General features: G+C 55.8%; 24 protein-coding genes and 1 pseudogene. 7 read left to right on the top strand and 18 right to left on the bottom strand.

The features are described from left to right. Positions 1 to 129 precede the first annotated feature (129 nt). Both ACSQ3H_RS29795 and ACSQ3H_RS29790 read left to right on the top strand, forming a co-directional pair. Entirely contained in the window at positions 130 to 324 is a 195-nt protein-coding gene (locus ACSQ3H_RS29795) for a hypothetical protein (protein WP_436120640.1), read from the top strand. 140 nt (positions 325 to 464) lie between these two features. After that, positions 465 to 1,484, top strand: a complete 1,020-nt coding sequence (locus tag ACSQ3H_RS29790; protein ID WP_436120639.1) for an IS110 family transposase — start codon at positions 465 to 467, stop codon at positions 1,482 to 1,484. 545 nt (positions 1,485 to 2,029) lie between these two features. Here the strand turns inward: ACSQ3H_RS29790 and ACSQ3H_RS29785 are convergent. The 4 genes from ACSQ3H_RS29785 to ACSQ3H_RS29770 are packed head-to-tail and all read right to left on the bottom strand — an operon-like array spanning position 2,030 to position 4,987. After that, positions 2,030 to 2,803, bottom strand: a complete 774-nt coding sequence (locus ACSQ3H_RS29785; RefSeq protein ID WP_100001854.1) for an amino acid ABC transporter ATP-binding protein — start codon at positions 2,801 to 2,803, stop codon at positions 2,030 to 2,032. A 1-nt stretch (position 2,804) separates the two neighbouring features. Next, positions 2,805 to 3,467 (bottom strand): amino acid ABC transporter permease, encoded by a 663-nt coding sequence (locus tag ACSQ3H_RS29780; RefSeq protein ID WP_436120638.1) that lies wholly within the window; start codon positions 3,465 to 3,467, stop codon positions 2,805 to 2,807. Continuing rightward, the gene (locus tag ACSQ3H_RS29775; RefSeq protein WP_100001856.1) at positions 3,467 to 4,114 is read right to left on the bottom strand and encodes an amino acid ABC transporter permease; all 648 of its coding nucleotides are present in this window, start codon (positions 4,112 to 4,114) and stop codon (positions 3,467 to 3,469) included. The genes ACSQ3H_RS29780 and ACSQ3H_RS29775 overlap by 1 nt, the downstream gene beginning before the upstream one ends. A 54-nt stretch (positions 4,115 to 4,168) precedes the next feature. Then, positions 4,169 to 4,987 carry a transporter substrate-binding domain-containing protein gene (locus ACSQ3H_RS29770; protein ID WP_100001857.1) on the bottom strand — a complete coding sequence of 273 codons (819 nt, stop codon included), beginning with the start codon at positions 4,985 to 4,987 and terminating at the stop codon, positions 4,169 to 4,171. A 682-nt stretch (positions 4,988 to 5,669) separates the two neighbouring features. On the opposite strand from ACSQ3H_RS29770, the gene ACSQ3H_RS29765 reads away from it, so the two are divergent. Further along, entirely contained in the window at positions 5,670 to 5,822 is a 153-nt protein-coding gene (locus ACSQ3H_RS29765) for a WGR domain-containing protein (RefSeq protein WP_436120637.1), read from the top strand. 274 nt (positions 5,823 to 6,096) lie between these two features. Here the strand turns inward: ACSQ3H_RS29765 and ACSQ3H_RS29760 are convergent, their stop codons facing one another. The 9 genes from ACSQ3H_RS29760 to ACSQ3H_RS29720 form a co-directional block, all read right to left on the bottom strand. Then, positions 6,097 to 6,672, bottom strand: a complete 576-nt coding sequence (locus ACSQ3H_RS29760) for a DUF308 domain-containing protein (protein WP_436120636.1) — start codon at positions 6,670 to 6,672, stop codon at positions 6,097 to 6,099. Between the two features lie 183 nt (positions 6,673 to 6,855). Then, on the bottom strand, positions 6,856 to 7,485 hold the full coding sequence (locus tag ACSQ3H_RS29755; RefSeq protein WP_436120635.1) for a hypothetical protein: 630 nt from the start codon (positions 7,483 to 7,485) through the stop codon (positions 6,856 to 6,858). 75 nt (positions 7,486 to 7,560) lie between these two features. Next, positions 7,561 to 8,151: a TetR/AcrR family transcriptional regulator gene (locus tag ACSQ3H_RS29750; protein ID WP_436120634.1), complete on the bottom strand. Its 591-nt coding sequence runs from the start codon at positions 8,149 to 8,151 to the stop codon at positions 7,561 to 7,563. A gap of 172 nt (positions 8,152 to 8,323) precedes the next feature. Continuing rightward, entirely contained in the window at positions 8,324 to 9,025 is a 702-nt protein-coding gene (locus ACSQ3H_RS29745) for an IS6 family transposase (RefSeq protein WP_436120633.1), read from the bottom strand. 86 nt (positions 9,026 to 9,111) lie between these two features. Next, complete coding sequence (locus ACSQ3H_RS29740) at positions 9,112 to 9,900, bottom strand: ABC transporter permease (RefSeq protein ID WP_436120632.1); 789 nt, start codon at positions 9,898 to 9,900, stop codon at positions 9,112 to 9,114. Continuing rightward, complete coding sequence (locus tag ACSQ3H_RS29735) at positions 9,897 to 10,979, bottom strand: ABC transporter permease (RefSeq protein ID WP_436120826.1); 1,083 nt, start codon at positions 10,977 to 10,979, stop codon at positions 9,897 to 9,899. Before ACSQ3H_RS29735 ends, ACSQ3H_RS29740 begins: the two co-directional genes overlap by 4 nt. 95 nt (positions 10,980 to 11,074) lie before the next feature. After that, the gene (locus ACSQ3H_RS29730) at positions 11,075 to 12,142 is read right to left on the bottom strand and encodes an ABC transporter ATP-binding protein (protein ID WP_436120631.1); all 1,068 of its coding nucleotides are present in this window, start codon (positions 12,140 to 12,142) and stop codon (positions 11,075 to 11,077) included. A gap of 123 nt (positions 12,143 to 12,265) precedes the next feature. Then, on the bottom strand, positions 12,266 to 13,306 hold the full coding sequence (locus ACSQ3H_RS29725) for an ABC transporter substrate-binding protein (RefSeq protein WP_436120630.1): 1,041 nt from the start codon (positions 13,304 to 13,306) through the stop codon (positions 12,266 to 12,268). A gap of 111 nt (positions 13,307 to 13,417) precedes the next feature. Next, complete coding sequence (locus ACSQ3H_RS29720; RefSeq protein ID WP_436120629.1) at positions 13,418 to 13,966, bottom strand: cupin domain-containing protein; 549 nt, start codon at positions 13,964 to 13,966, stop codon at positions 13,418 to 13,420. Positions 13,967 to 14,145: 179 nt separating this feature from the next. On the opposite strand from ACSQ3H_RS29720, the gene hisD reads away from it, so the two are divergent. Beyond that, a complete protein-coding gene (gene hisD, locus ACSQ3H_RS29715) occupies positions 14,146 to 15,429 on the top strand; it encodes a histidinol dehydrogenase (protein ID WP_436120628.1) in 1,284 nt (427 codons plus the stop codon). Between the two features lie 233 nt (positions 15,430 to 15,662). Here hisD and ACSQ3H_RS29710 read toward each other — a convergent pair. Continuing rightward, positions 15,663 to 16,001 (bottom strand): annotated as a pseudogene (locus tag ACSQ3H_RS29710) (isocitrate lyase/phosphoenolpyruvate mutase family protein); the annotation flags it as partial. A 61-nt stretch (positions 16,002 to 16,062) separates the two neighbouring features. Beyond that, positions 16,063 to 16,760, bottom strand: a protein-coding gene (locus ACSQ3H_RS29705) for an IS6 family transposase (RefSeq protein ID WP_436120627.1) whose coding sequence is annotated in 2 segments (ribosomal slippage) — positions 16,063 to 16,733 and positions 16,733 to 16,760 — 699 coding nt in all. Because the reading frame shifts where the segments join, the coding sequence is not laid out codon by codon here. A gap of 1,235 nt (positions 16,761 to 17,995) precedes the next feature. On the opposite strand from ACSQ3H_RS29705, the gene ACSQ3H_RS29700 reads away from it, so the two are divergent. Both ACSQ3H_RS29700 and ACSQ3H_RS29695 read left to right on the top strand, forming a co-directional pair. Beyond that, complete coding sequence (locus ACSQ3H_RS29700) at positions 17,996 to 18,895, top strand: recombinase family protein (RefSeq protein WP_436120626.1); 900 nt, start codon at positions 17,996 to 17,998, stop codon at positions 18,893 to 18,895. A 668-nt stretch (positions 18,896 to 19,563) separates the two neighbouring features. Further along, positions 19,564 to 19,713 carry a hypothetical protein gene (locus ACSQ3H_RS29695; RefSeq protein WP_436120625.1) on the top strand — a complete coding sequence of 50 codons (150 nt, stop codon included), beginning with the start codon at positions 19,564 to 19,566 and terminating at the stop codon, positions 19,711 to 19,713. 33 nt (positions 19,714 to 19,746) lie between these two features. On the opposite strand, the gene repC is transcribed toward ACSQ3H_RS29695, so the two are convergent. From repC to repA, 3 genes are all read right to left on the bottom strand, one after another. Next, complete coding sequence (repC, locus tag ACSQ3H_RS29690; RefSeq protein WP_436120624.1) at positions 19,747 to 20,964, bottom strand: plasmid replication protein RepC; 1,218 nt, start codon at positions 20,962 to 20,964, stop codon at positions 19,747 to 19,749. Positions 20,965 to 21,182: 218 nt separating this feature from the next. Next, positions 21,183 to 22,199, bottom strand: a complete 1,017-nt coding sequence (gene repB / locus ACSQ3H_RS29685; RefSeq protein WP_436120623.1) for a plasmid partitioning protein RepB — start codon at positions 22,197 to 22,199, stop codon at positions 21,183 to 21,185. Next, a complete protein-coding gene (gene repA / locus ACSQ3H_RS29680; protein ID WP_436120622.1) occupies positions 22,196 to 23,419 on the bottom strand; it encodes a plasmid partitioning protein RepA in 1,224 nt (407 codons plus the stop codon). The genes repB and repA overlap by 4 nt, the downstream gene beginning before the upstream one ends. A 752-nt stretch (positions 23,420 to 24,171) precedes the next feature. Between repA and ACSQ3H_RS29675 the strand changes: the two genes are divergently transcribed. Beyond that, the gene (locus ACSQ3H_RS29675) at positions 24,172 to 24,333 is read left to right on the top strand and encodes a hypothetical protein (protein WP_436120621.1); all 162 of its coding nucleotides are present in this window, start codon (positions 24,172 to 24,174) and stop codon (positions 24,331 to 24,333) included. Positions 24,334 to 24,380 lie beyond the last annotated feature (47 nt).

Genomic DNA, 24,380 nt, shown 5'->3' with positions numbered 1-24,380 from the left:
AGGATGGCGAATGAAGGGGCGGAGCGACGCAGAGGCTGCCGCGCAGGAGGCCAGGGAAGAGGCGGGCGTTCTCGGCACGGTCTCGAAACATCCGATTGGACAATACTTTACTGGAAAGAGCTTTCAAGAATGTCTATCCAGATCAGGGTTTCAGTTTATGCCTTGGCGGTCTGCGAGCAATTGTGGCAATGGCCCGAGCAAGGCGAACGCACGAGAATATGGGTACATCCGGACCGGGCGGCAGTCATGGTCAGCGATCGAGCTCTCATTTCGTTCATCAAGGAGGTGCAACAGTTTCCGGAAATATCGGTGAACTCTAAATGAAATCGTTTAAGACGCTCGTCTTTCCTACCGGCACTGTTCGAAATCGATACCCATCGATAACCGATGGGGTGGACGCCCCCACTCGGACGGCATCATGTGCCAGAATGGTTGTGTTGGAACCATCAAGAGAGGAAGCGTCCATGGAAAAGATTAGCATAGTCGGCCTGGACCTGGCCAAGAATACCATCCAGCTGCATGCAGCTTGCGCGGACGGCTCGGTGAGCCTTCGCCGAAGGATATCGCGTGGCAAGCTGCTGCAGTTCCTATCGACGATCGATCGGTGCACAGTGGCGATGGAGGCCTGTGCCGGTAGCCACCACTGGGGACGGGAGATTGCGAAACTCGGACACACGGTTCGGCTGATCGCGCCGATATATGTAAAGCCCTTCGTCAAGCGGCAAAAGAACGATGCTGCGGATGCGGAGGCGATTTGCGAAGCTGCAATGCGCCCGACCATGCGCTTTGTGGCGGTTAAAAGCGAAACCCGGCAGGCGTCCGCCGCTGTCTTCAAGGTACGCGATCTGCTGGTGCGGCAAAAGACGCAGATTATCAATGCCCTGCGCGGCCACATGGCCGAGTTCGGGGTGGTGGTGCCACAAGGATCGGCACATGTCGGCACACTGATCGCCGATGTTGAGGATCCCCACTCCGCGCTACCGGAGCCAGCACGCCTTCCGTGCCTGGCCCTTGTTTCCACGCTGCGCTCGCTAATCGACAGGATTCGGGAACTGGATCAGGAGATCGCCGGGAGAGCACAACAGGATGATGTCGCCAGACGGCTGATGACGATCCCCGGCGTTGGACCGATCGTTGCGACGGCTCTTGAAGCTTTGGCGCCTCCTTTGGAGACCTTTGCCCGTGGCAGGGATTTCTCGGCATGGATGGGGCTGACACCGCGGCAGCATTCCACTGGTGGCAAGGCCCGCCTTGGGAAAACCTCGAAAATGGGGCAACGGGATTTGCGGCGATTGTTAATCAATGGAGCCGCGACTGTCGTGCGCTGGGCCGCACGCCGTGGCTGTCCTGAAGGATCGTGGCTGTCGCGGATGATCGGGAGAAAACCGCCCATGCTTGTCATCGTGGCACTTGCCAATCGAATGGCACGCATCGCTTGGGCGCTGATGACAAAGGGCGGTCGCTACGAGGTAGCAGCCGCATGAGATCAGCTCTGGCAGAAAGGTTAATCTGACTGCCATTGCGGATGGAGGCAGGTCGAATGGAGGATATGGACAAACGGTCAATGAGACGGGGTCAGGAAAACCACGAAAAGGAACATGCACTTCGCGTGCGAGTAACCGAGTTGGACCTGATCCGCGCACTCCCATATGGGCCCGCGGCGTTGATGGCCGCAACACGAGGCCGGACACACGTCAGCACCCGACCACTTTGTTCATCGCCACCCGTAAGATTCTGCTTGCATCCGGCGGGGCGTCCACACATGTTCCTTTGAAAATGCCGATAACGGGAGTGCTGGCCCGATTCTTAATGTACCCAAAAGGTCACAATCACGAACTGCCGCGATGGACTCAAATTCCTCGCTCATTTCCACCAAAAAGGCACTGTCAGTATTCGGCCGGAACGCTCTTGACCTTCTCGTCAGCTGAATTCGCTCATTCGCTGGCTGATCATGTGTGGTGACGTCGCCCGTGGAAGCAAGCCGACGGGACGTCAGCCTCAGCTGGGAAGCCTTGATGCTCGTTCACACTCAGAAGCTGTTGCGCTCGTGATAGGTACGCAGGAACGACTGAATACGCGCGTCCTCGGGACGATGCAGGATGCGATCGGGGCTGTCCACGCCGACCAGTTCGCCTTTTTCCATGAAGCCCACCTGATCGGCAACATGGGCAGCGAAACCCATTTCATGCGTCACAACCACCATCGTCATCCCCTCGCCGGCCAACGTCCTCATTACGCTCAGCACCTCGCCCACAAGCTCCGGGTCAAGCGCGGATGTCGGCTCATCGAAAAGCATCAGCTTGGGTTCCATGGCGATTGCGCGGGCAATTGCAACGCGCTGTTGCTGACCGCCGGAAAGCCGCGATGGATGGCTTGCGATCTTGTCTGCCAGCCCAACCTTGGCCAGCGCCTCGCTGGCACGCCGATCCGCATCGGCTTTCGACATTCGGCGCACGCGGATCAACCCCTCAGCCACATTCTCTTTAGCGGTCATGTGCGGCCAGAGGTTGAACTGCTGGAACACCATGCCGATCGATCGGCGCATCTCGCGGAGCCTGCGGCCCGACATCTTCTTGTTAGGCGCATCATAGCCGATAAGCTGACCGTCAATGCGGACTTCACCGGAATCATACTCCTCAAGGAAATTTATGCAGCGAAGGAGGGTCGACTTTCCCGAACCCGAAGGGCCAATGAGACAGGTGACCTTGCCCGGCAGTATCGATAGATCGATGTCTTTCAACGCCTGAAACTTGCCGTAGTACTTGTTGACCTTGCGCATTTCGACTGATGACGCAGCAAGCATCTTACGTCCTTTCGATCAGATGTTTCGTGATGCGCGCTTCCAATCTGAGTCCGACGCGCGAGATCGTCTCGACCAGGCCCCAGAAGAACAACGCCAGTACCAGGTTTGCCTCCACGTAGCGGAAGGTTTCGGCGGACATGCGCTGCACCTGATACAGCAGTTCGGGAACCGTTATAATCGACAGAATGACCGTTTCCTTGGTGAGGATAATCGAGAAATTTACCAGCGCTGGCAGAGCAGAGACCAGGCTCAGAGGCAGTAGGATTCGTCGCACGATATCCGATTCGGACATGCCGATCGCACGGGCCGCCTCGATCTGGCCATCGGGTACGGCGCGGAAGCCCGAACGAAATATCTCCGCGAAGTAGGGACTGCCATAGATCGTCAGACCCAGCAGGCCCGCAGGCAGCGCGTCAAGGCGCAGGCCGACGAGTGGGCCGCCATAGTAGAGCACGAACAACTGGACGAGGAAGGGCGTGCCGCGGATCACTTCGATATAGGCCTGGACGATCCATGTCACCCAGCGTGGCGCATAGCGTTGAATGAGCGCAATGACGAGGCCAAGCGCCATGCCGAAGACCGTGCCAAGCGCCCAGCATAGGATGGTATTGCCAAAGCCCTTCAGCAGCGAGGGGCCGTATTGCTGCAGAACGCTCCATTCCATCAGACGGCCGTCCTGTGTTCGAGATAACGTCCCAGCGCCGCCAGGCACAGATTGATCAGCAGATAGATGCAGGCCGCCGCTATATAGACTTCAAGCGGACGGAAGGTGGTGGCGGCCTGCGCTTGGCTGGCGCGAGTGATTTCGAGAATCCCGACGACCGAAACCAAGGAAGACGCCTTCACAAGCAAGATGAGTTCATTGATCAACGCCGGCAGCGAAAGCGTCACGGCTTGTGGAAGGATAACCCGGGTCCATACGTCGACGGGCGTCATGCCGATGGCGACCGCGGCCTCCGCTTGTCCTTTCGGTAACGCCGCGATCGCGCCACGCCAGATTTCGGAGATATAAGCGCTGGCGCAGATGCCCACGGTCACCACGGCGGCGACCATTGCTGGCACGTCCAGGCCGATAACCGGCAAGGCATAGTAGAACACCAGCAATTGCACCAGCAGTGGCACGCCGCGCAAGAAACTTACCCAAATGGCCGCAAAACGGCGCAGTGGCGGGTACGGCGACAGGCGAGCGGCACAAATCAGCGTGCCAATCACAACACCCAACCCGATGCCCAGAACCGAGATCAGCAGTGTATATCGCGCTGCCCAGAACAACGGCCCGAAGCTTTGAAAGAATACCGCTAGGGAAAACATCCACCCTCACTATGCCCAAGCGCGCGGGCGGAGCCACCTCCGCCCGCGAGCGACTTATTTGGCCGGAACTTCGCGGGGCAATTCGGTATAGCTGCCCAGCCACTTTTCCTGGATAGCCTTGACGCGGCCGTCGTCGGTCATCTTGATCATCGCATCGTTGATGGCCTTGTTGAAGCTTTCGCTATCTGCATTCTTGCGCACCACCCATGCGAAATATTTCGGTTCACCGAACTGGGCTGGCGTGAAGAGAGCAAAGCTCTCCGGGCGGCTCTTCACAAGATAGGTGAGGTTTGGAAGTGACCCCGCGACCGCATCTAGGCGGCCGGCGGCGAGATCGGCATAAGCTTCGTCCGTGGTGCCGTATTCCTTGATCGTCACACCGCCCAGCTTCTGGCCATAGGCCTCAAGCTGCTTGAACTGCGCGGTGCCCTGTTGGACGCCGACGGTCTTGCCCTTGATGTCTTCAGGTTTGGTAAGTTCGCTGTTGTTCGCGGCCTTGAGCAGCGAGACGGTTGCATCAGCAATAGGCAAGGTAAAGCCGTAACGCTCCAGCCGCTCCGGCGTAATGGTCACCGGGGCGATCACGATGTCGAACTTCTTGACCTCAAGTCCCGGCAGCTCGGCAGTCCAGGGGATATCCTGATACACTGGCTCGGCCCCGATTTCCTTGGCAACCTCATCGAACAAGTCCTTGGTCATGCCCTCATAGGTGCCGTTGTTCAACATGTCGAATGGCGCGTAGTGCATGTCGGTGGCAGTGACGATCTTGCCGGCCGCCTTGATATCCGCAAGCTGGTCGGCCCCGGCGGCGCTGGCAAGACAAAGTGCGGCTAAGCCGAGAAGCGCGCCTTTGACGGTCATGTGAATGTTCATTGCAGTTGCTCCTTTTTGAACCAACGGGATGGATACGGCCAACACGCACTGCGTCGCCGTATTCTAGATCGGAGAGTACCGGACCGATGTACGTGTTTTGCGCGCAATCAGCTGCTCCCACCTTCGAGCTGGCGTCAGCGTGACGCATCACGTCCATCGCCCGGTCACTCCACAGCGACAGGGGCACCGCCCCTGCATATTCTGCTTCGCCGCGCAAGACTGCCATGCCTGAACGCTACGAGAAGTCCTTGTTTCCGCGATTCGGCAAAGCGACCGAACCTGCAAGTCTACTCATACGTTTCAGCCCAGCGAGAAGGCAAGAAAATTGACGCCGTACAACGGCCAAAACTCCAAATCCGCAGCGGTTACTCTCAGGCTGATCGGTTTGCTCGGGATTGAGGCACCAATAGTGCTGTAGTCGAAAATCAGACGTTTACCAATTCGTTCGTGAATTCATAGGAAATCCGAGCCGCTATGTTCGCTCTTGTACCTTAGTGAGTGCGGTTCCCGATGAGGCATTATGCGATTTTCGAAGCACGAAACAGGAACGAACCACTTCTGTGACCTGTGCCTAGTGCTCTTCACATTGTCCCGGCAAGCCCAATCATCAAAATTGATGAATCGATAATCCGTTTCATTTTTTTCGTTGGACGCGTCGACGGAAAAGTCAGATTCTGAGCCTATGGCTGACGAGCTCGATTTTCAATTCGGGCGGGTCGACGTAGCACGCAATATGGCGAGCTACTACCCGCATTCACTACAGCCAACTTTGTTTGGCAATGTGTCTCTCGTTCGGAACCGGGGACGTATCGGACCGCCGGACAACAAAAGATAGAGCTGTTCTCAAAATGCGATTATGCCGGCGACTGTTTACAAGACCTTGTTCGGAAAAGCTTCGCAAAGGCTATCTGCAACCCTACCTTTGAAAATTCCGATGAGAAGCTTTTCTGTTGACTCCCGTGCGTACCAAAAATTCTACGATCGATAATCAGCAGTACGGGTGTTTAGCTTTCGAATGTCAGCCTTGGGACAGAAGGACGTCGGGCAATATTATCCTCCCGTTAATCATAGAGTCAGCGAGCTGGAGAACCCGCTCTCCCCCCGCTAAGTCAGGCAGTCTTCCGCCGCATGTGACTTACGCTTAGCCATACTGCCGATACGAGGAAATAGAAGGCGCCGAGGCCAGCGTACCCCGCAATATTAGCAATGGAAGGCGGTTCGAGCATTCGCGCCTGAGCGATGAAGAATGCGCCCGCCACAGCGGATTGGCCGCCGCTGAGGATCATTGCCCACTGGCCACCAATTGTCCTCCAGCGGCGAAGGGCCGTGCCAAGCTGTAAGAGACCCGAGAAGATGGCCCAGAGACCAAAAGCGCCCAGAACCCAATTCATGCTCATTGAGAGCGCAACGACGACGAGGGCCGTCATGACGGAACTGACGGCGACATTAATTGCCTGTGTTCGGTTATTGCCCAGCCCGCCATTACGCGATGCATCAACGAAATTGGCGGCGGCGTCCCAGGCAGGGTAGATGATCAGCAAGGCGGCCGCCACCGAAAACGACTGGCGACTGGCAGTCAACGCAGCTGCGACCCAAACGGCAGAAAACGCTGTTCGCGCGAAATAGTATCGCGTCAGCCACTGCTCCTTCTCGCGAGAAGCGACGGTAGTGTGGTGGTGGGCCATAGAGATATCTGTCCTACTGTTGAGTGAGGTCATGAAAACGGCCGCTCAGCACGCTAAAGCCGCCGTAAAGGATGCCGTTGAGAAGAAAAAGCCAGGCAAACAAGAAATGCCAGCGGGTCTTCGTATGCGCCGTAGTAATCGCAGGTCGAACCGGTGGGCCGAGCCGCCCGGGGACGACGTGGCTCACATGGGCGGAACCACGCCATTCTTACCGACAAGGACCTGATGTGCGATGGTGCCGGTTGCAGCCTTCTCGGCAGGTACGAAGACGACGGCGCCGGGAACGAGATCGTCCTTGGTCGCCGGAGCAAAGGTCACGACCGGCGTGCCGTCCGGAATGGAAATCTTCTTTTCCTTGCCATGATAGGAAACGGTGACCGTCCGGCCGTCGACGTCCTTAACTGCATCTGCCACGCTAGCATTGGTCATGTTGCTGTTAGGCTTAAGGTCCCAACCGTAGCTGCCCTCACCTGCACCTTTCAGTGCCGGCGGGAAGATGAGCACTTCAAGCGCACCGTCACCACCGCCTTCTTTCGGCAGAGATGCGATCCCAACGAAGTCGCCAGGCTTGATGTCAGTTACCTTTGCGTTTGCCACGCTGGAAACTTTCCAGTCGTCGGCGAGAGCGACATCGACGGTCTCTCCTTCGCGCGTTTTCACCTTGAGGGTGGACGCACTGTAGCTGACGATGCTGCCCCGGACATGGACCTGCTCGGCCTTCTTATCTTCGGCATGTACTGGCGACGCTAAAATAGCCGTCGACGCGATACCGGATAGCCCCAGCATGAGCGCGGGGAGAATGTTCTTGATCATCTGATTTTCTTCCTACTGGTTGGTAGTTTTTCTAAACGACAGTTGTCGCTCGGGGCGGTTTAGTTCGTCCCAAGCTTAATGAGCGCCGGTTGGTGACAGCCGCTGCAGGGTGGGCGCCAGAATGGTGGCGAACACTTCCGGGGTCCCGTAGGCCCGCGCTGAGAGCATGGCTCCGTGGACGGACGCCATGAACGCCTCGGCCTCAACGCGAGGTTGGCTTGACAGGTTCAAAGCTCCCTCCCTGGAGCCTCGTTCCATGACTGAGATCAGCCATGTCGAGAGAAAGCGGAAAAAAGCCTTCACCTCCAGCGCGACTTCCGGCGGCAGCGCTGGCAGTTCACTCGCAAGCAGAGCGCACACGCAAAAGGGCCTGCTTGCGTCCTCAATGCACTTGGCCCAGTGGCCAGCGTAGGTCTTGAGCAGCTCGAGGGGGTCCTGTACGTTTTGCTCCAGACCCGCCACCGCCACCTCGGCATCTTCACGATATCGCGTTACAAGCGTGCGGACCAAATCGACCTTGCTCGGAAAATGGTGATGGATGCTGGCCTTGCGGATCCCGACGACTCCAGCAATATCGGCATAACTGAAGCCGTTATATCCTCCGCTCATGATTAGTGTTCGCGCAGAGGCCAGGATTTCGTCGGATGTCATCAAAAGATTGCTCATAAATTTATCTACCTTCTAGTAGGAAGATTGTCAAGCAGAAAGGCGGAGCTCCGGCGCCGTCACCCATCACCTGTTGCCACTGACACCGCTTTCGTCTTAAGACTGTCTCGGAGAGGTTCCGTCGCAAATTTTTACGTGATCGGTGGAAATGACCAGAGCCTTCGCTCCACCACTATGCAGCAAGGACCGTAAACTGTTCTGCAAGTGTTGGTGCTGGATTATAGGCAAATCTCGCCTGTCGTTTGCGCGTCATATGGACCAGTTCGATCCCGGACAGAATGATATCAGCAGTCTTCTGCGTCTTGAACCCGAGCATCAGCCGGATGCGGCGTTTGATCCTTCTATGGTCCTGCTCGATTCGGTTGTTGAGATATTTGCTCGACCTGATCGTGATCGGGTTTTGTTCATTCCTGCCATATCCGCCCTTCAGCCTGTCGGTCGTATCACAGGAAAGGATTGCTTCCCGATTTGTCTGGCTGCCATCGATGACGACGCGATCAGGGCGGCCATGACGGTTGAGAGCCTTGTTGAAGAACAGCTTTGCCGCAGCAAGATCGCGGTGTTCGCTGAAGAAAAACTCGACCGTATCGCCAACGCTGTCGATCGCCCGGTAGAAGTACATCCATTTGCCCCGGACTTTGACGTATGTCTCGTCGACATGCCATTTGTGGGTCACAGCGCGTTTGCGCCTGTTGAACCGTTCAAGCAATAGCGGCGAAAAGCGCAATACCCATCGATGCACAGTGGAATGATCGACATGGATATTGCGTTCTTGCATCATTTCTTCCAGATCGCGCAGGCTCAGCCCATAGGCAAGATACCAGCGCACACACAGCAGAATGACCGATCGATCGAAATGACGCCCTTTGAACATCCAATGTCTCCGAAGTTTCACCGGAGATACATAGATTACGCTCCCTTACCGAAGGGTTTGCGACAAAGCCCATTGCCTAACGATGGCTATCCATTCGCCCGTTTGGTACCTCGCGAAAAGTTCACAACCATCGCAATCAACATCGTGCCGACAATGAAAACGAAGGCCGCGGCCGCGATCGCGGGGCTAATGTTTTCCCGTATCGTCGAGAACATTTGCCGTGCTAGCGTCCGCTGGTTTGGGCCCGCCACAAACAGCGTTAGCACGACTTCGTCCAACGACGTCGCAAAGGCGAAAACAGCCCCAGATACGATACCGGGGAGCGCCAGCGGCAAGGTTACTTGTTTCAGCACCGTAACGGGTGCTGCACCGAGGCTGGCTGCCGCCTGCTCCAACCGGCGATCAATCCCCTGCAATACCGCCAGGACGTTGACGACGACAAAGGGCACGGCCACCACAGTGTGGGCGATGATCACCCCAAGATAGGTGTTGGTCAAAGCATATCGAGCAAACATGAGCTGCATGCCGACGCCCAGCACCACTGCCGGCACCACCATCGGCAAGAGAAAAATCGTCTTGATGGTCGTAAGGACAAGCGAAAGCTGCTTGTCCCGCAGTCCGAGGGCACCAACGGTTCCCAGGAATGTCGCAAGCGCGGTGGTGCCGCAACCGATGATGAGGCTGTTGATGATGGACCGCTGCCACACACTGGCGGTCAACAGCTCAACGAACCATCGGGTTGAGTAACCTGGAATGGGATAGTTGAGAAAGACACTGTCGGTGAAAGCGAGCGGCAGGATCGCAATCAGCGGTGCGATCAGAAAGAAGACGGTCGCAGAACCGAAAATCAGTTTCGAAAAACGCAACACGTTCACGGACTCGTCTCCCGTTCTGACGAAAGCCTGAGATATATCGCATAGAGGATCATCGTGGCCGCCAGGAGGACCAGTCCAAGCGCCCCTGCCATGCCCCAGTTGGCCGCGCCCGTGGCGTAGTAGGCGATCACCGAACTGATCATCTGATCCTTCGCACCGCCGATCAAGGCGGGCGTGATGTAGTAACCGAGCGCGCTCATGAATACCAGAAGCGAACCAGAAACGACGCCGCGCAGCCCGAGCGGCAGCAAGACATTCAAGAATGCCCTGACGGGATGAGCGCCCAGCGACGCCGCGGCCGGCATCAGGTTTTTGGGGATACCGATCAGCACACTGAAGATCGGAAGCACCATGAAGGGAAGCAGGACATGGGTCATGGCGATGATGACGCCGGCTCGGTTGAAGATCAGCGGTATCGGACTTGACGTTACGCCCGATTGCATCAAGACCGAATTGATCAGCCCCCGGTCCTGCAACAAGATGAACCATGCCGCGGTTCGCACCAGCAGTGACGTCCAGAGCGGTAACAGCACCGCACCCAGCAACAATTGCCGCTTCCAGCCATCGACGGAGGCAGCGATCATGGCAAAGGGAAAACCAATCAAAACGCACGCCCCTGTCACCGTCAAAGCCATCACAAACGTCCGCAGCATTATGGCCTTGTTCGCCGAAGTATCAGCCGGAAGAGAGGCAATTGCGCCGGACGCGTCCCGTTGCAGATCAACTGCTGCCAAAAGATTGCGGTCTGTGATTCTCGAAGATGCTGCCGCGCTGACGGCCTGCCAGTAGGAAATGTCACCCCATCGCTTGTCCAGCGCAACAAGATCAATGCTTCCGGCAGTGTCCAAAGCAGCCTTACGTGTTTTGGGCATCAAGGTGCGAAAGCCGGATTTGGCACTGTTCAGCCGCCGGATAAGATCACCGAACAATTGGTCGTCGCTGATCTGGCGCAGGTCGGCAACGAAAGCAGCTTGCATTTCAACGGTTGGGGGGCTGGTGCGATCCCAGCTCGAAACCGATCTCGCGGTGGCGGGGAGTGTGCGTGCCGCCACTGGGTCGGACACAGCGGACTTCATCATCGTGACGAGCGGCAACGCAAAAAAAACAATAAGGAACAGCAACAGCGGCGCGACAAGCGCCAGGGAAATCACCTGTTTGCTGAGCCTTGGCGGATTCACGGGCTGACCACCCAGCAATCGGACGACAGGAAGGAAAGTTGCACCTCTTCACCGATCGAAAGCGTGGGCTGGCTGCGGTCCGTCTTGACGATCAGCGACTGGCTGTCGCTCCGTGCAACCAGCCGCAAATGATCCCCGTGATAGACGATATCGGAGACGGCGGCGGTGATGTTGTTTCCCGCAGCCTCCCGGCGTCCCACCTTTATCCGCTCGGGTCTTATCGACAGGCAAACACTGCTGTTTGGACGAAGGTCCGTGGCTGTTTTAACGAAAACCTGCTGGCCGCCGGGCAACTGGACACGGGCCGTACCGCCTTCGATGCTTTGTACGGAACCCCAGACCAGATTTGTCTCGCCAATGAACTCCGCGACGAATTGCGTGCTCGGATGGTCGTAGATATCCGAGGGTTTGCCAATCTGTTCTATTTTTCCGCGATTGAAAATCGCGATGCGATCCGACATCGTCAGCGCCTCCGATTGATCGTGCGTCACAAAGACGATCGTCAGCTCGAGCCGCCGATGCAGATCCCTGATGTCCAATTGCATTTGTTCGCGCAGTTGCTTGTCCAGCGCGCCGAGCGGCTCATCCATCAAGACCACTTCAGGCTCGAAGATCAGGGCACGTGCCAAGGCAACTCGTTGCTGTTGTCCGCCCGAGAGCTGTGACGGATGCCGCTCGGCAAGTGAACCAAGCTGCACCATATCGAGCGCTCTTCGCACACGCTCGGTCACCTCCGCACGCGGGAGGCCGCGCATTTTCAAGGGGAAGGCGACGTTCTCCGACACCGTCATGTGCGGGAAGAGCGCATAATTCTGGAAGACGACACCCATATTGCGTCTGTGGGGCGGCAAACGGTCAATTCGTTTGCCGCCCGCCCAGATTGCGCCGCTTGTCGGATTCTCGAAACCCGCAAGCATCATGAGTATTGTTGTCTTGCCAGAACCGGACGGACCAAGCAGGCTGATGAACTCCCCCTTGCCGATCTCAAGATTCAGTCCCTCGACAACGGTGAGGAGCCCGAAGGATTTGCTGACCTCCTCCAAGCGGATGAATGGATTGCTCAACGTCGATCACCTCAGCTCTTGGGAAGCAATGCGCAACGGCGGCGGCTCCGACAAACCACGAGCCTGCTCGTCACGACGGCGAAGGCAGGACCGCCTATGTCTAAGCGCTCATGCAGAACAAAGTCATTGCGCGAGCCAGGCATTGAACCGCTGCGTCAGAGCCTCGGAATTGTCGGTCCAGAAATCAACATCCAGGGAAATCGCTCCCTTGAGGTTGTCCGGCGAAGTCGGAAGCTCGGTCTGGAATTTTGCAGGCACGAGTTTGCCCGCCTCGATGTTGGGAAGTCCGTAGGCGATGTATTCGGGCAATTTGGACTGGTTGTCCGCCTTGCTGGCATAGGCGATGAAGTCCATCGCCGTGTCCTTGTTCGGACTATCCTTCAGCACTACCCAACTGTCGATAGCATAGATGCTGCCCGGAAACACAAAGCCGAAGTGCTTGCCTTCGGACCTGTTCAAACCGCTGATACGACCGTTATAAGCAGTCGTCATTACCACCTCTCCTGAAGAGAGCAATTGAAGCGGCTGTGCTCCGGCCTCCCACCAGACAATGTTCGGCTTCAGCTCATCGAGTTTCTTGAAGGCCTTGTCGACGCCTTCCGGGGTGGCAAGAACGGAGTAAACCTGATCGGCGGCCACGCCATCCGCCATCAAGGCGAATTCAAGCGCGTATTTCGCGCCTTTGCGCAGTCCGCGCTTGCCGGGAATCTTCTTCGTGTCCCAAAAGTCGGCCCACGATGCCGGCGCTTGTTTGAGCTTGTCGCCATCGTAGGAAATTCCGGTCGACCAAACGATCGCGCCGACGCCGCAATCGCTGACGGCAGCGGGCAAGAACTTGGACTTGCCGCCGAGCTTGTCCCAGTCGACCTTTTCGTAAATGCCGTCCGCGCAGCCAAGCGCAAGTTCCTCGGCCTCAACCTGGACCGCATCCCAGTTTGGAACGCCCGCTTTCACCTTGGCCTGAAGCACGCCGTAGCCGCCGTCCCAACTCTCATCCAGCACCGGCTTTCCGGTCTGCTTTGCAAACGGCTCGAAATAGATTTTGCGCTGGGCGTCCTGGTAGTTGCCGCCCCAGGACACGACCGTCAGATCACGGGCTTCAGCCGTCGCCGCTCCGATGGTGGCCAGCGCGCATGCAATCAACGCTGCGTTCAATATTTTCATCGTCATTCCCCTTGTTTTTTATAACAAAGCCTAACAAATCACAGTTTGACTTGATTGAAAGCCCGATTTAGCAAAGCGGTGATTAAAATCACCGTATTGGAACCCGTCCCGTCAATATGTCGGTGGGGTTATCGCGCTTAAGATCTCGCTTCTCTCCTCGCCTACATTGCGGAAGCGATGGGGGAGCCGGCTGTCGAAATAGTACCCATCGCCCTTTTTCAGGATCTTTTTCTGGCCCCCGACCGTCACTTCGACTGCTCCGCTAATCACCATTCCCGCCTCCTGCGCGGCATGGGCGAACGCTTCCCCGGTATCAGCACCGACCGCGTAGGTCTCGTGCAGCATAAGAAGTTGCCTGTTGGGATGGTTAAGGCCAATGACGCGGTAGGAGATTGTTTCGACCTTGCCGATCTCCACCAATTCCTCCGCTCCATAAAACGGCGTGTACGGCAGGCTCGACTGAAGATCGCTGAAGAACCCTGGCAGCGTCGTTCCGAGAGCGTCCAGCACCGCACTCAGCGTGTCGATCGACGGACTCATCTTGTCCCGTTCGATCAAGGAAATGGTGGAATGAGAAATCCCGGACCTCGCTGCCAGCTCACGCACGCCCAAATCGCGCCTGCGCCGCATCTCCCTCAATTTGACGCCGATCTTTGGCATGGATTCCTTTTCAGTGTTGGAGTGCCTCGTCGAAAACAAAACTTTCTGCCGCCGGAAGTCCAAATAAGACCGCTCGCCTTTGGTGAATATACTGAACAGAAGCACCGGGAGTAATTGCAGTCAACCGGCGGGTGCGCGATTGTGCCGACATTCCTCCCACGAGTAACCCAGAGATTCAAATGGTAAACCGCTTCAACCAAACGGACGACAAGATCAAGCATCTCAAGCAGCCAAGCCTCCTCTCGACTACGGACACTGCTGCAATCGAGGCCACCGTCAAGGACATCATTGCGAATGTCCGTGCACGTGGAGACGACGCCGTAGGAGAATATGCACGCACCTACGACAGGTCCGATATTGCAACGTTCGAAGTGAGCATCGAGGACCGCCTGGAAGCCGTTGCCAACCTCGACCCCCAGACCCGGAAAGACACGGAGTTTGCCATCGAGCGGGTGAAGGCGTTCGCCGAAGCGCAACTCCAAACCATACTTCCCCTCGAATTCGACGCCCTTCCGGGACTGCACCTCGGACATCGGATCATTCCGGTCGAGATCGTTGGAGCCTACGTGCCCGGGGGTCGGTACCCGATCCTGTCTGCGCCCGTCATGACCATCGTGCCGGCAAAGGTCGCCGGCTGCGATCAGGTTATCGCCTGCCTGCCGCCCAATGCCCATCCGGCCATGATTGCCGGCTGCCATTTGTCGGGTGCGGACAGGGTTTTCAAAGTTGGCGGCGCGCAGGCCATTGCCGCCATGGCGTTCGGTACCGAAACCATTCCCGCCGTCGACAAGATCGTCGGGCCCGGCAACGCCTACGTCAATGAGGCCAAGCGGCAGGTGTTCGGCCAGGTGGGCATCGACCAATTAGCCGGCCCTAGCGAAATTTATATCGTTGCCGACGAAACAGGCGACGCGGAGATGATCGCCACCGACCTTCTGGCGCAAGCCGAGCACGATGTCAGGACCCGCGTTGGCCTTATCACAACCGATCAAAAACTCGCGGAGGCTGCACTGGAGGCGGTCGAACGCCAGCTGGCAACACTGCCTACGGCCGACGTCGCCGGCGCCGCCTGGCGTGACTATGGTGAGATCACCGTTTGTGCTGATGAAGCCGCAATGATTGAGTATTCGGACCATATCGCGGCGGAACACCTTGAGGTTCACACACGCGATGCCCATTCCACGGCAGCAAAATTGCGCAACTATGGCTCTCTCTTCATCGGGAAACTTGCGAGCGTTGTGTACTCTGACAAGTGCTGCGGGACGAATCACACGCTTCCGACCATGGCCGCAGGACGTTACACCGGAGGTCTCTGGGTAGGTTCATACGTCAAGGTGTGCACCCACCAATGGCTCGATGAGCGCGGTGTGGCTGCGGTCGCTCCCCCTTCGGTACGGCAAAGTCGCACAGAGGGTATGGAGGGCCATCGCCGGGCAGCGGCGCTTCGACTGAGCCGGCAATAATGGCTTCCGTCTGAGGATCGCGCATCGGGTCGCCACAGCTCATTAGCCGAGCGGGCCTTTGCAACTTCAAACTCCTTCAAAGATCGACCAGTGACCTTCGGTCCTTCAACTAGCCGGAATCAGGCTTTTGCTCAAACTCAGTACACGTGTCTGTCCGCAACGGACCGGATCACACGAACTTCCGCTTCGGGTTAACTCCCGACACGTAGCGGTTTTTGGAATTCCGCAACTTCTCATGCCTTCGTCGCTCCGGTGAAAAACCCCTCCAATTCCGCGAATCCCATCGCCTGCTCTGAGAAGCAGAAGGTCCCTGCTGATCGCATTTCCCGCGCCACATTCACGAACAAGCCGAAGGATAGCCTCGCCGGAGCCGAACCGACGCTGATGCGCTTAACGCCCGCATCCGCCAGCTCCGACACGCCGAATGTTGCTCCCGGCATTCCCATTACTATATTGACCGGCTTCGTCACTGCCTCACAAACCAACCGGATCGTGCTGAGGTCATTAAGGCCAGGCGCGTAGAGTACGTCAGCCCCGGCCCTTTCGAAAGCTTGCAGTCGCAGGATGGTGTCGCCGAGAGGTTCCGTCGCAAATTTTCCCTATGGGTACAATGAACGGAGCGATGACCTATTGTCATGCAGCAAGGATGGTGAATTGCTCGGCGATGGACGGACTGGGATTGTAGGCATACCTCGCCTGTCGCTTGCGCATCATGTGGATCATCTCGATGCCTGCCAAGATAATGGCCGCCGTTGCCTCAGACTTAAAACCAAGCATTGATCGTACACGACGCTTGATGCGCCGATGATCCTGCTCGATCCGGTTGTTGAGGTATTTACTCGACCTGATCCTGATAGACTTGGTCCTGCTGCTGGCCTTTGCCTTCAATCGGTTAGTCGTATCACAGGAACGGATCGCTTCGCGATTTGTCTGGCTGCCGTCGATAACAACGCGATCCGGCCGGCCATGCCGTTCCAATGCTCGTTTGAAGAAGCGCTTGGCCGCAGGCAGATCACGGCTTTTGCTGAAGAAGAACTCAACTGTGTCCCCGACGCTGTCGATGGCACGATACAAATACATCCATTGACCGCGGACCTTGATATACGTCTCATCGACGTGCCATTTGCCGGTAACGGCGCGTTTGCGCCGATTGAAGGACTCAAGCAACTTTGGCGAGAAGTGTATAATCCAGCGATGCACAGTGGAATGGTCAACGCTCAAGCCGCGTTCAGCCATCATTTCTTCGAGATCGCGCAGGCTAAGATTGTAAGCCAGATACCAGCGTACACACAGCAGGATCACGACTGGTCGAAATGACGTCCTTTGAACATCTGACATCTCCGAAGTTTCACCGGAGATAGATAGATCGCGCGCTCTTACCGAAGAGTTTGCGACAAAGCCCAGAAATCTGCACCCGATTTCTGGCTTACCGCTTCAAATTGAAATCCTTGGTCAGAAGCCACACCGGGTGTGGCTTCTGACCAAGGATTTCAATTCCGGAAACGTCATATGCCTGTTGATGTTAGGTGATATTTGCCGGCTGATTTCGGGCTATTAATTTCAGATTTCCGGTTAGCTATTGCATCTTTACAAGCCATTGTGATTCCAACAGTTTCTCGCGCAGCAGCTTTGCGCTATGGCCTACAATTTGGCATTTTTTCCGAAGCACCGCCGCTCGGGGCCAATTCCTCAGCTTTCAACCCGTCCTACCCCTAACACATTGGATTCACAGAAGTTAAGGTTTCCAGCCTCCCCGCATCCCGCTGTCCGATTTGAAATCCTAAGTCAGAAATCAACGCCGGATTTCTGACTTACCGTTTCAAATTGAAATGCTTAGTCAGAAGCCACACCGGGTGTGGCTTCTGACTAAGCATTTCAATCCGGAAAACGTCATATGGTTGTTGGATTTTTCGGGTATTCTGAGGCTGATTTCGGGCTAAGGATTTCAATTTTCTGGTTAGGCATTTCAATTCGACAAGCCATTGAGATCGTTAGAAAGTAGCTCAGGCGAAGGGCAGCGAATTGGTAGCACATCGGATACTGCTGCAGAAAAATCGAGATTGACCATTGTTCCTGGTCATTTGCGAGCAATTCATTGTTCTACATAGGTTTACGCACCGCCTGCACGCTGAGAATTGAAGTCCTTAGCCCGAAATCGACACCCAATTTCTGGCTAAGCGCTTCAACTTGAAATCGTTAGTCAGAAGCCACAGACCGCATAAAGCTGCGCCCATTCCGATACTATTGCAATGGCGAGCACTCTCCGTCCATTAATCCATTGTTTACGTTAATGTTTTTCATCCAACAGCACTTAACTGCAGCTTAGCTTCATCTTATCGGACTGTAAACTCAGCACACTGGAAGCAGCCACGAAACTTACTGCCGGCTGAACAGTGATCGAGGGATAGCGCCTCTCGCCCGCTGCCCAGACGCCCGTTTTCCTTGTATTTCGGGCGTTTTGCCGCCTGTAGAGATGCCAGCTCGCCTATTATCGGCATTTTCAAACGACCGTTTACTCACAACTTCCGATATTGTACAAACGCCACTCTGTAGCTAGAATCTGGGAATGAAACTCCCACCAAAGCCGCGTCTGATTGGCTATGCGCGTGTGTCCACGGACGAGCAGACCAATGAAGCGCAGCTGATCGAGCTGAAAGCCGCTGGCTGTCACACAATTTTCGAGGAGCAGGGCTCGGGCGCTTCGCGCGCCCGACCGGTGCTGGCGAGACTTGTGCGCGAAATCAATGCCGGCGAGGTCCTGATCGTGGTGAGGCTCGATCGGCTGGCCCGTTCGGTGAGCCATTTGCTGCATGTCATCGAGCAACTGGAGGACAAGGGTGCGCATTTCCGTTCGTTGCACGATCCGATCGATACATCGACGCCGCAGGGAATGTTCTCGCTGCAGGTTCTGGGTGCTGTCGCCCAGTTGGAGCGCGCGCTGATTTCCGAGCGCACCAAGGCAGGGATCAACGCCGCCAAGGCGCGTGGCAAACTGCCCGGCAATCCCGGGCTGCGCGAGCGGAGGCCTGAAGCCATTGCGAAAGCATCGCGGGCTCGCCAGCGCGGCCATCTGGCGGATCTGACCGCGACCATGCCGTCCTGGCTGCCTGTCGTCCAGCGCATGCGGCCCGACCATCCGTGGGAAGACGTGGCGCGCAGCCTCAACCGGGAGAGCGGTCAGAAATGGTCGGTCGATCGCCTGCGTCATTCGGTTAAACGCCTTGTCAGTGAGGGCCTGGCTGATCCCGGGCTGATACGCCCCTCCCCTCGCCGCACACCTCAAGACCGGCTAATGATGCTGATTACAGGCATCGCCAACGCCAATCCGGATCTAGCCATGCGCGATATTGCCAGTCAGCTCGAGGCGATGCATGAACGCACGCCGCGAGGCTCTTCCACCTGGGCAGCCTCGTCGGTCAAAAACCTGCTCGACAGGGCAAAGAAGCTCGGGCTTGTTCTGCCATAGCAGCTGCATTGTCTAATCATTTCGGCACCATCTGCAGATGCGATCCGGTTGATCTTAGCGACGCCATCTCCGTCCCTCGATATAACGATTTACCGGCGCCTCGCCGTGTGTGAAACAATTTGGCCCAAACGGAGTTTGAGATTTATGGATGACATCGTTTGGCAAAAAACCTGCATTGGATCAGATGAAGAGTCGCACGAATTCACAGCCGTAGCGCCTAATGGAATTGATATCGGTCGGATCTATCGCATCGATGGAGGCTCACTTAGCGGCCGCTGGCGCTGGATTTTTCTGCTTGGCCATTCCCAATTCCGCCAAGGTATAGTGAGCGGTGACCAGACATCGAAGCAACGGGCCGCAGGTCAAGTGCGGAAGACATACGAGAGCTATCTCGAAACACCGGGAAGCAACGGCGGCGGACAAAGCCGGATACCGGCCAAGAAGCATTCAAACCAAAACCGCACAGTCTGATCCAAACCACAATTTGCAAGCGCCCATCAAGCGCAACTCCTTCCGGCTGTGGCGCACTACCATCCAGTTGCCAAGTTCATGCTCTGACATTTGGAACCTATGCGGTAGCCTTCACCGATGTCCGTCAATCTCGGAAAATTTAAAAGATAGGTAACCCTTCGTGCCTATGCCGGTTATGGCAAGAACGGAGATGCACGATGATACACCAATGCGGTGTAGTCGGCGCGCTTTTGATCTTTTTCGCGCTGTTGGGAACATTGGCATTGTTCTCGAGGGATGATCCGCTGCCGAACCAGGCGCCTCCCGGAGCGGTTGAAGCGGCGCCGCCTGCTCTGAACGGTAACTAGGGGCGCCGGCAAACCGATATCCCGTTGGATCCGTCATGTCGCCGTCACCAGCTGCGGCTGCACGCCATTTGCCTTCAAAGCCGCCATCAGCATCGGCCCGACGGAAAACTCCCCTGCCCTCGCCTTTTCGGTCAAAGTCCGCAGATAACCCCCGGCGGAATTGATGTTTTGGGCTCGCTGCAGGATGCAGGCAATGACGATGGCGGTGTTCTCCTGGCCAAAGACATCAAGGGCATCCTCATAGGCCGAGGGCGAAATGCCTAGATACCCCCTCACCTGTGCTGCAGTGGCCATCAACTCCCGCCAGTTGCTGATCCCGCTCGCGGCATAATCGGCGATTTCCGGGCAGGCCTTCATCACTAATCCCAGCGGATAGGCTTTTGCTGCATCCTCAGCCCTGGCTTTTACCAGCTCGAGTTTTGTCCCTTGGTTCTTTTCGAAGCGAGGTTCAAAGTCAGAATTAGAGTCGGTGTTTGAATTCTGTTGCTGCGGTTCATTCTGAGACTCATTGGCGCTCGGATTCTCAGCATTTACGTGTTTTTCCAACAGGATAACTACTTCGTCGTGCAGAGCCGCCAAATCGCTCAGAACCGGCTGCAGGGCCGCAAGCACCGCCTGACGCGGGATTGCCTCGACAATTGCCCGAAACCGCTTCCAGATCGTTCGCCAGTCGCCGGGAACATCTTCCTCGACGGCAACCTCGATGAGCTTTCCTATATCGCGCCTGTGAAGCGTGATGCGCTCGCGGACGAGCTTGAGTGCCATGAACGCAGCGCGCACGCTCTCCGCGGCCCGCTGCAGCTCTTCTGCGCGTGCCAGCAGCGGCGCCAAGGAGAAGCCGAACGCGTCGGTGATCTCCCCTCCCCTGCCCTTGCGCGAATAGCGTTTGCCGTTCGGGCTGTCCTTGCGGGTGATCAGGCCGCATTCCAGCAATGCTGCGAGATGGCGGCGCAAGGTCGCGTTGGCCATGCCGTGGGCACGCATGGAGAGCTGGACATTTGAGGGAAAGACCACCAAGCCGTTTTCCGCAGACAGTTCATTGTCGGGCAGGAACGACAACAAGGCGTTGAGGACAGCCAGAGAGCGGTCGCCGACGCCGACGATTTCCTTGCCTTCGCACAACCAGCGATAGACCTGCCACTTGTCGGCTGTCTTGCCTTCATCGATCTCCTGCGCCTGTGTTTGTGCCTTCAAATGCGCAAACGACATCGCTCGCCGCCCAAAGGGCGTCGTTATCATATTCCCAAGCATCTCCGTTCACCTTTTCAAAAAGGCAAAAGACTTCCGCTCGCCAAAACGACGATCAAGACTCTTGACACTGATTCTTGGAAATGCGATTCTCAACGCTGCGACACGATATGAGAGAAGCCTTCCGAGCAGCGATGTTTTGGTGGGCTTTTTTCTTTTGCGGTTATCCCATACGAAGTATCATTCAATGCAATTGTCAGCTGACAATTTATCGAAAACTTCTATTTTTCAATGACATCTCCCTTTTTTGATTTCGGCATAGTTGATGATGACTCAGCTTCGAATTCCGACAAAAGTTGCGGGATTTTCCGCTCGAGAAAAGAGTTGAACGCAGCTTGGTCGCTGGTAAGGCGAAGTTGCTTGCCTTTCCTTTCGAGCCAGGCAATTCTCTCACCACGCACTCTGAGTTCAGATTTTGGCTTTACCTTAGCGACAATGGGCTTACTGCCAGCAGCGTTGAACACGAGTCCAAATCGCGCGTTTGAATTGGCTTCCTTGAATGTCGAGGTACTCACAGTGACGTAGGCGCGTGATTTCGCCTCGTCTTTTTGCAAATTTGACACCAAAGCCAACCACCGTGGTCGGCCGACTTTGGGTGCAGGGCCAATCGCAAGTATTATCTCGGTGTCGATAGCGTTCGCCACTGACAGCAAACGAGACGCCTCCGGCTTGTCTATCCCCAAAGCAGCACATACGGTTTCACGATCGAAGCCGTTCTCCTCCATGCGCGAAGCGAATAGCGCCCGCTCAATGAAACTTAGGTCGAGACGAGGGCCATTCTCTTGGCCTTGTGCCACCACCAGTTCATGATCAGACAGTTGTTTGACGATCGCCTTAACTTTGCAGCCAAGCTCCAACGAGACTCTAATTCGTCTATGGCCGTACGCCGCCTGAAACCTTTTCGCGTCGTGTGGATGTGGTCTGACGAGGATGGGCACTTGCTGGCCATTTATTTCGATCGCCGATTTCAATTCGCTGAATTCGGGGTCACTATCAAATGGGATTCGATCGAGGATCGTTGCGGAATCGATCAATGCCGGTTCAAGCTCGACAACATTATCGCCGCTAGCGAGCGCTTCGCGAAGATGTTTTGCAGCAGCCGCCTCTTCGGTAAGACGATCTAAACCAAGGCTCATCGCCTTGACCGCTCCTGCTGGCCGTGCGTGAGGCATTTCTACTGTGGTGGGCGAGGGCCTGCCAGCGCCAACGAGATCACGGAGTACGTCCCTTCCCTTCATGTCACTGCCCTCCCCCAAGCTAGTTTCACGAGGCTTTCGATTTCAGCATTTACGCTGTCCATGGATTCAACAGCCCGATCATAGGTCTGCCGGTTCATCGTTTCGCGCCCGGCTTCGTAGATTGTTTGCTTGGATAAGCCGGCATCGGAAATGGCCGTCGATTTTACCATCATAGAAGTCAAAACTCGCTCACTGAACAAATTGCGAAGGAACGCCACTATTTGTGCCTGCGGGCCGTCATGAGGCTCGTAGCGAGTCACGAGATACCTCATCCAATCATACTGTAGGTTGCCGCCCGCCTCTCTTACGACTGACAGAAGCTGTGAAGTCATTGCAAGGAACTGATTCATCGAGGCAATATCCAACATCTGCGGATGTACCGTGATTAATACAGACGTCGCCGCACACAATGCAGACATGGTCAGGAAACCAAGTTGCGGCGGGCAATCGATGACGACAATGTCGTAATTATCTCCCACGCTTTCCAACGCGTTGGACACCCGCATGAAAAAGAGGCCATCGGGATCGCGATTTCTGTCCGACAACACGCGTGGTGTATCGTGTTCAAACTCATGAAGTTCGAGGTTCCCGGGCACAAGATCGAGACCAGGAAAGTATGTATGCCGGACTATTTCGCTCAGAGGACGCCGCTCGTCGTCATAACGGATCGCACCATATAGTGTGCCGTTGTCACCGACATCAAATTCTGGCTGATATCCATATAAGGCTGACATGGACGCCTGCGGATCAAGATCTACCGCCAAAACTCGGTATCCGCGCAATGCAAAATATTGGGCAAGATGTGCCGCACTAGTAGTTTTCCCCGAGCCGCCTTTGAAATTTGTAACCGCTAAAACTTGTAGGTGTTCACCCAAGGTACGGCCGGGCACGTAACATGTCTTGCCTTTAGTCAGATGGCGCCTTAACGCGTGAATCTGATCGAGCGTATATGCACGTTTGCCATTCGGAGCCTTCTCGGGGACGGGGCCATCTTCTGCAAGCGCCAAGTGGCGAACATAACTTTCTGTCACTCCTATAAGCTTTGCAACTTCTGCGCTCGAAAAACGCCGTAATTGTTTTGCGGCCTCCGGCGGAAACAGGCGTTCCCGAAGCAACTGCAACTGCGATCCGAGCGCCTGCGAATCCGCCCAGATCGTTTCATCTATTGCCGGCTGGTTCGACTGCCGTGCTTTTAGTGCTTCGGTGCTGTTCACTGGCATTCACGCAAAAACGAGTTAAATGACGATTTTCGCGCAAATTGAACTGAGTCCTTGATCCGGTCAAGAACTATTAAGTTAACAAAGTCTTAACTCGATACTCGAACTACTATTAGCCTATTGATTTGGTGGACTGTTTTCAACAATTGTCAGCTGACAATCCACAGGGCGGCAGTCTTAGCTAGACCGCAGACCTACTAGAGCATGGATGTGACTGTGCCTCAGGGGAAGACTTTTCAAAATGCCCACCTCAAGATTGTTGCCAGCACGCGCCTTCGATGTCGGCGGATGCTTTCGCCTCCGATAGTCAGGCGATCCTGGTTGCCGTTCGACGGCAAAGCCAGTTGTCCCGCTTAATTACCCACTGGTCGGATAGATCCAGTTATCTCTTGGTTCGCCACTGAAGGTTTGCTTCAAACTGCACCGCACGCTGACCAGTCCGGGAAACAAGTTGACGCTTCGGTTGCAGCGGATCCCCGCATAGCCTTAGATGCCGAAGTGGAAAGAAATGTCAGTCGTACATATTCGATGAAACCAACGTTCACCGGACATTCTATGAATAGAGAAAACGTCAAACGACCTTACGGCTTCATGAAGATCATCTCAGATTTCGCCGGCGCGCTGACGCGCTTGGGATTTTTAGCATTGATTTTCAAATACGTATATCTAGCAAAAGGTGCGTTTGCCAGCTCTGGCGGTGTGACAGAATCGTACTACTTTTCCTCTCATTGGTTCTGTTAGCATTTGAGATTTCGATGCTCTTCACCAACGTCATCGCCGAATCTTTTGGGAATGCCTTCCTCCGCAATGTTGCTGCGGCAGTTTGTTTCGGATTTTTTATTTTGATGCTCTTTAGTTTTCTGTACCCCATATTGTTCATCGCACAACAAGCAACGGGCAGCTTGCCTGGAGTCTAGATGCAGTAGCGGGCCGAATGGCAATAATTACAGCCGACCTAAGTCGG

The sequence above is a fragment of the Phyllobacterium sp. LjRoot231 genome (assembly GCF_964253365.1).
GTDB lineage: Bacteria > Pseudomonadota > Alphaproteobacteria > Rhizobiales > Rhizobiaceae > Phyllobacterium.
This window is presented reverse-complemented; position numbering and strand designations above follow the sequence as displayed.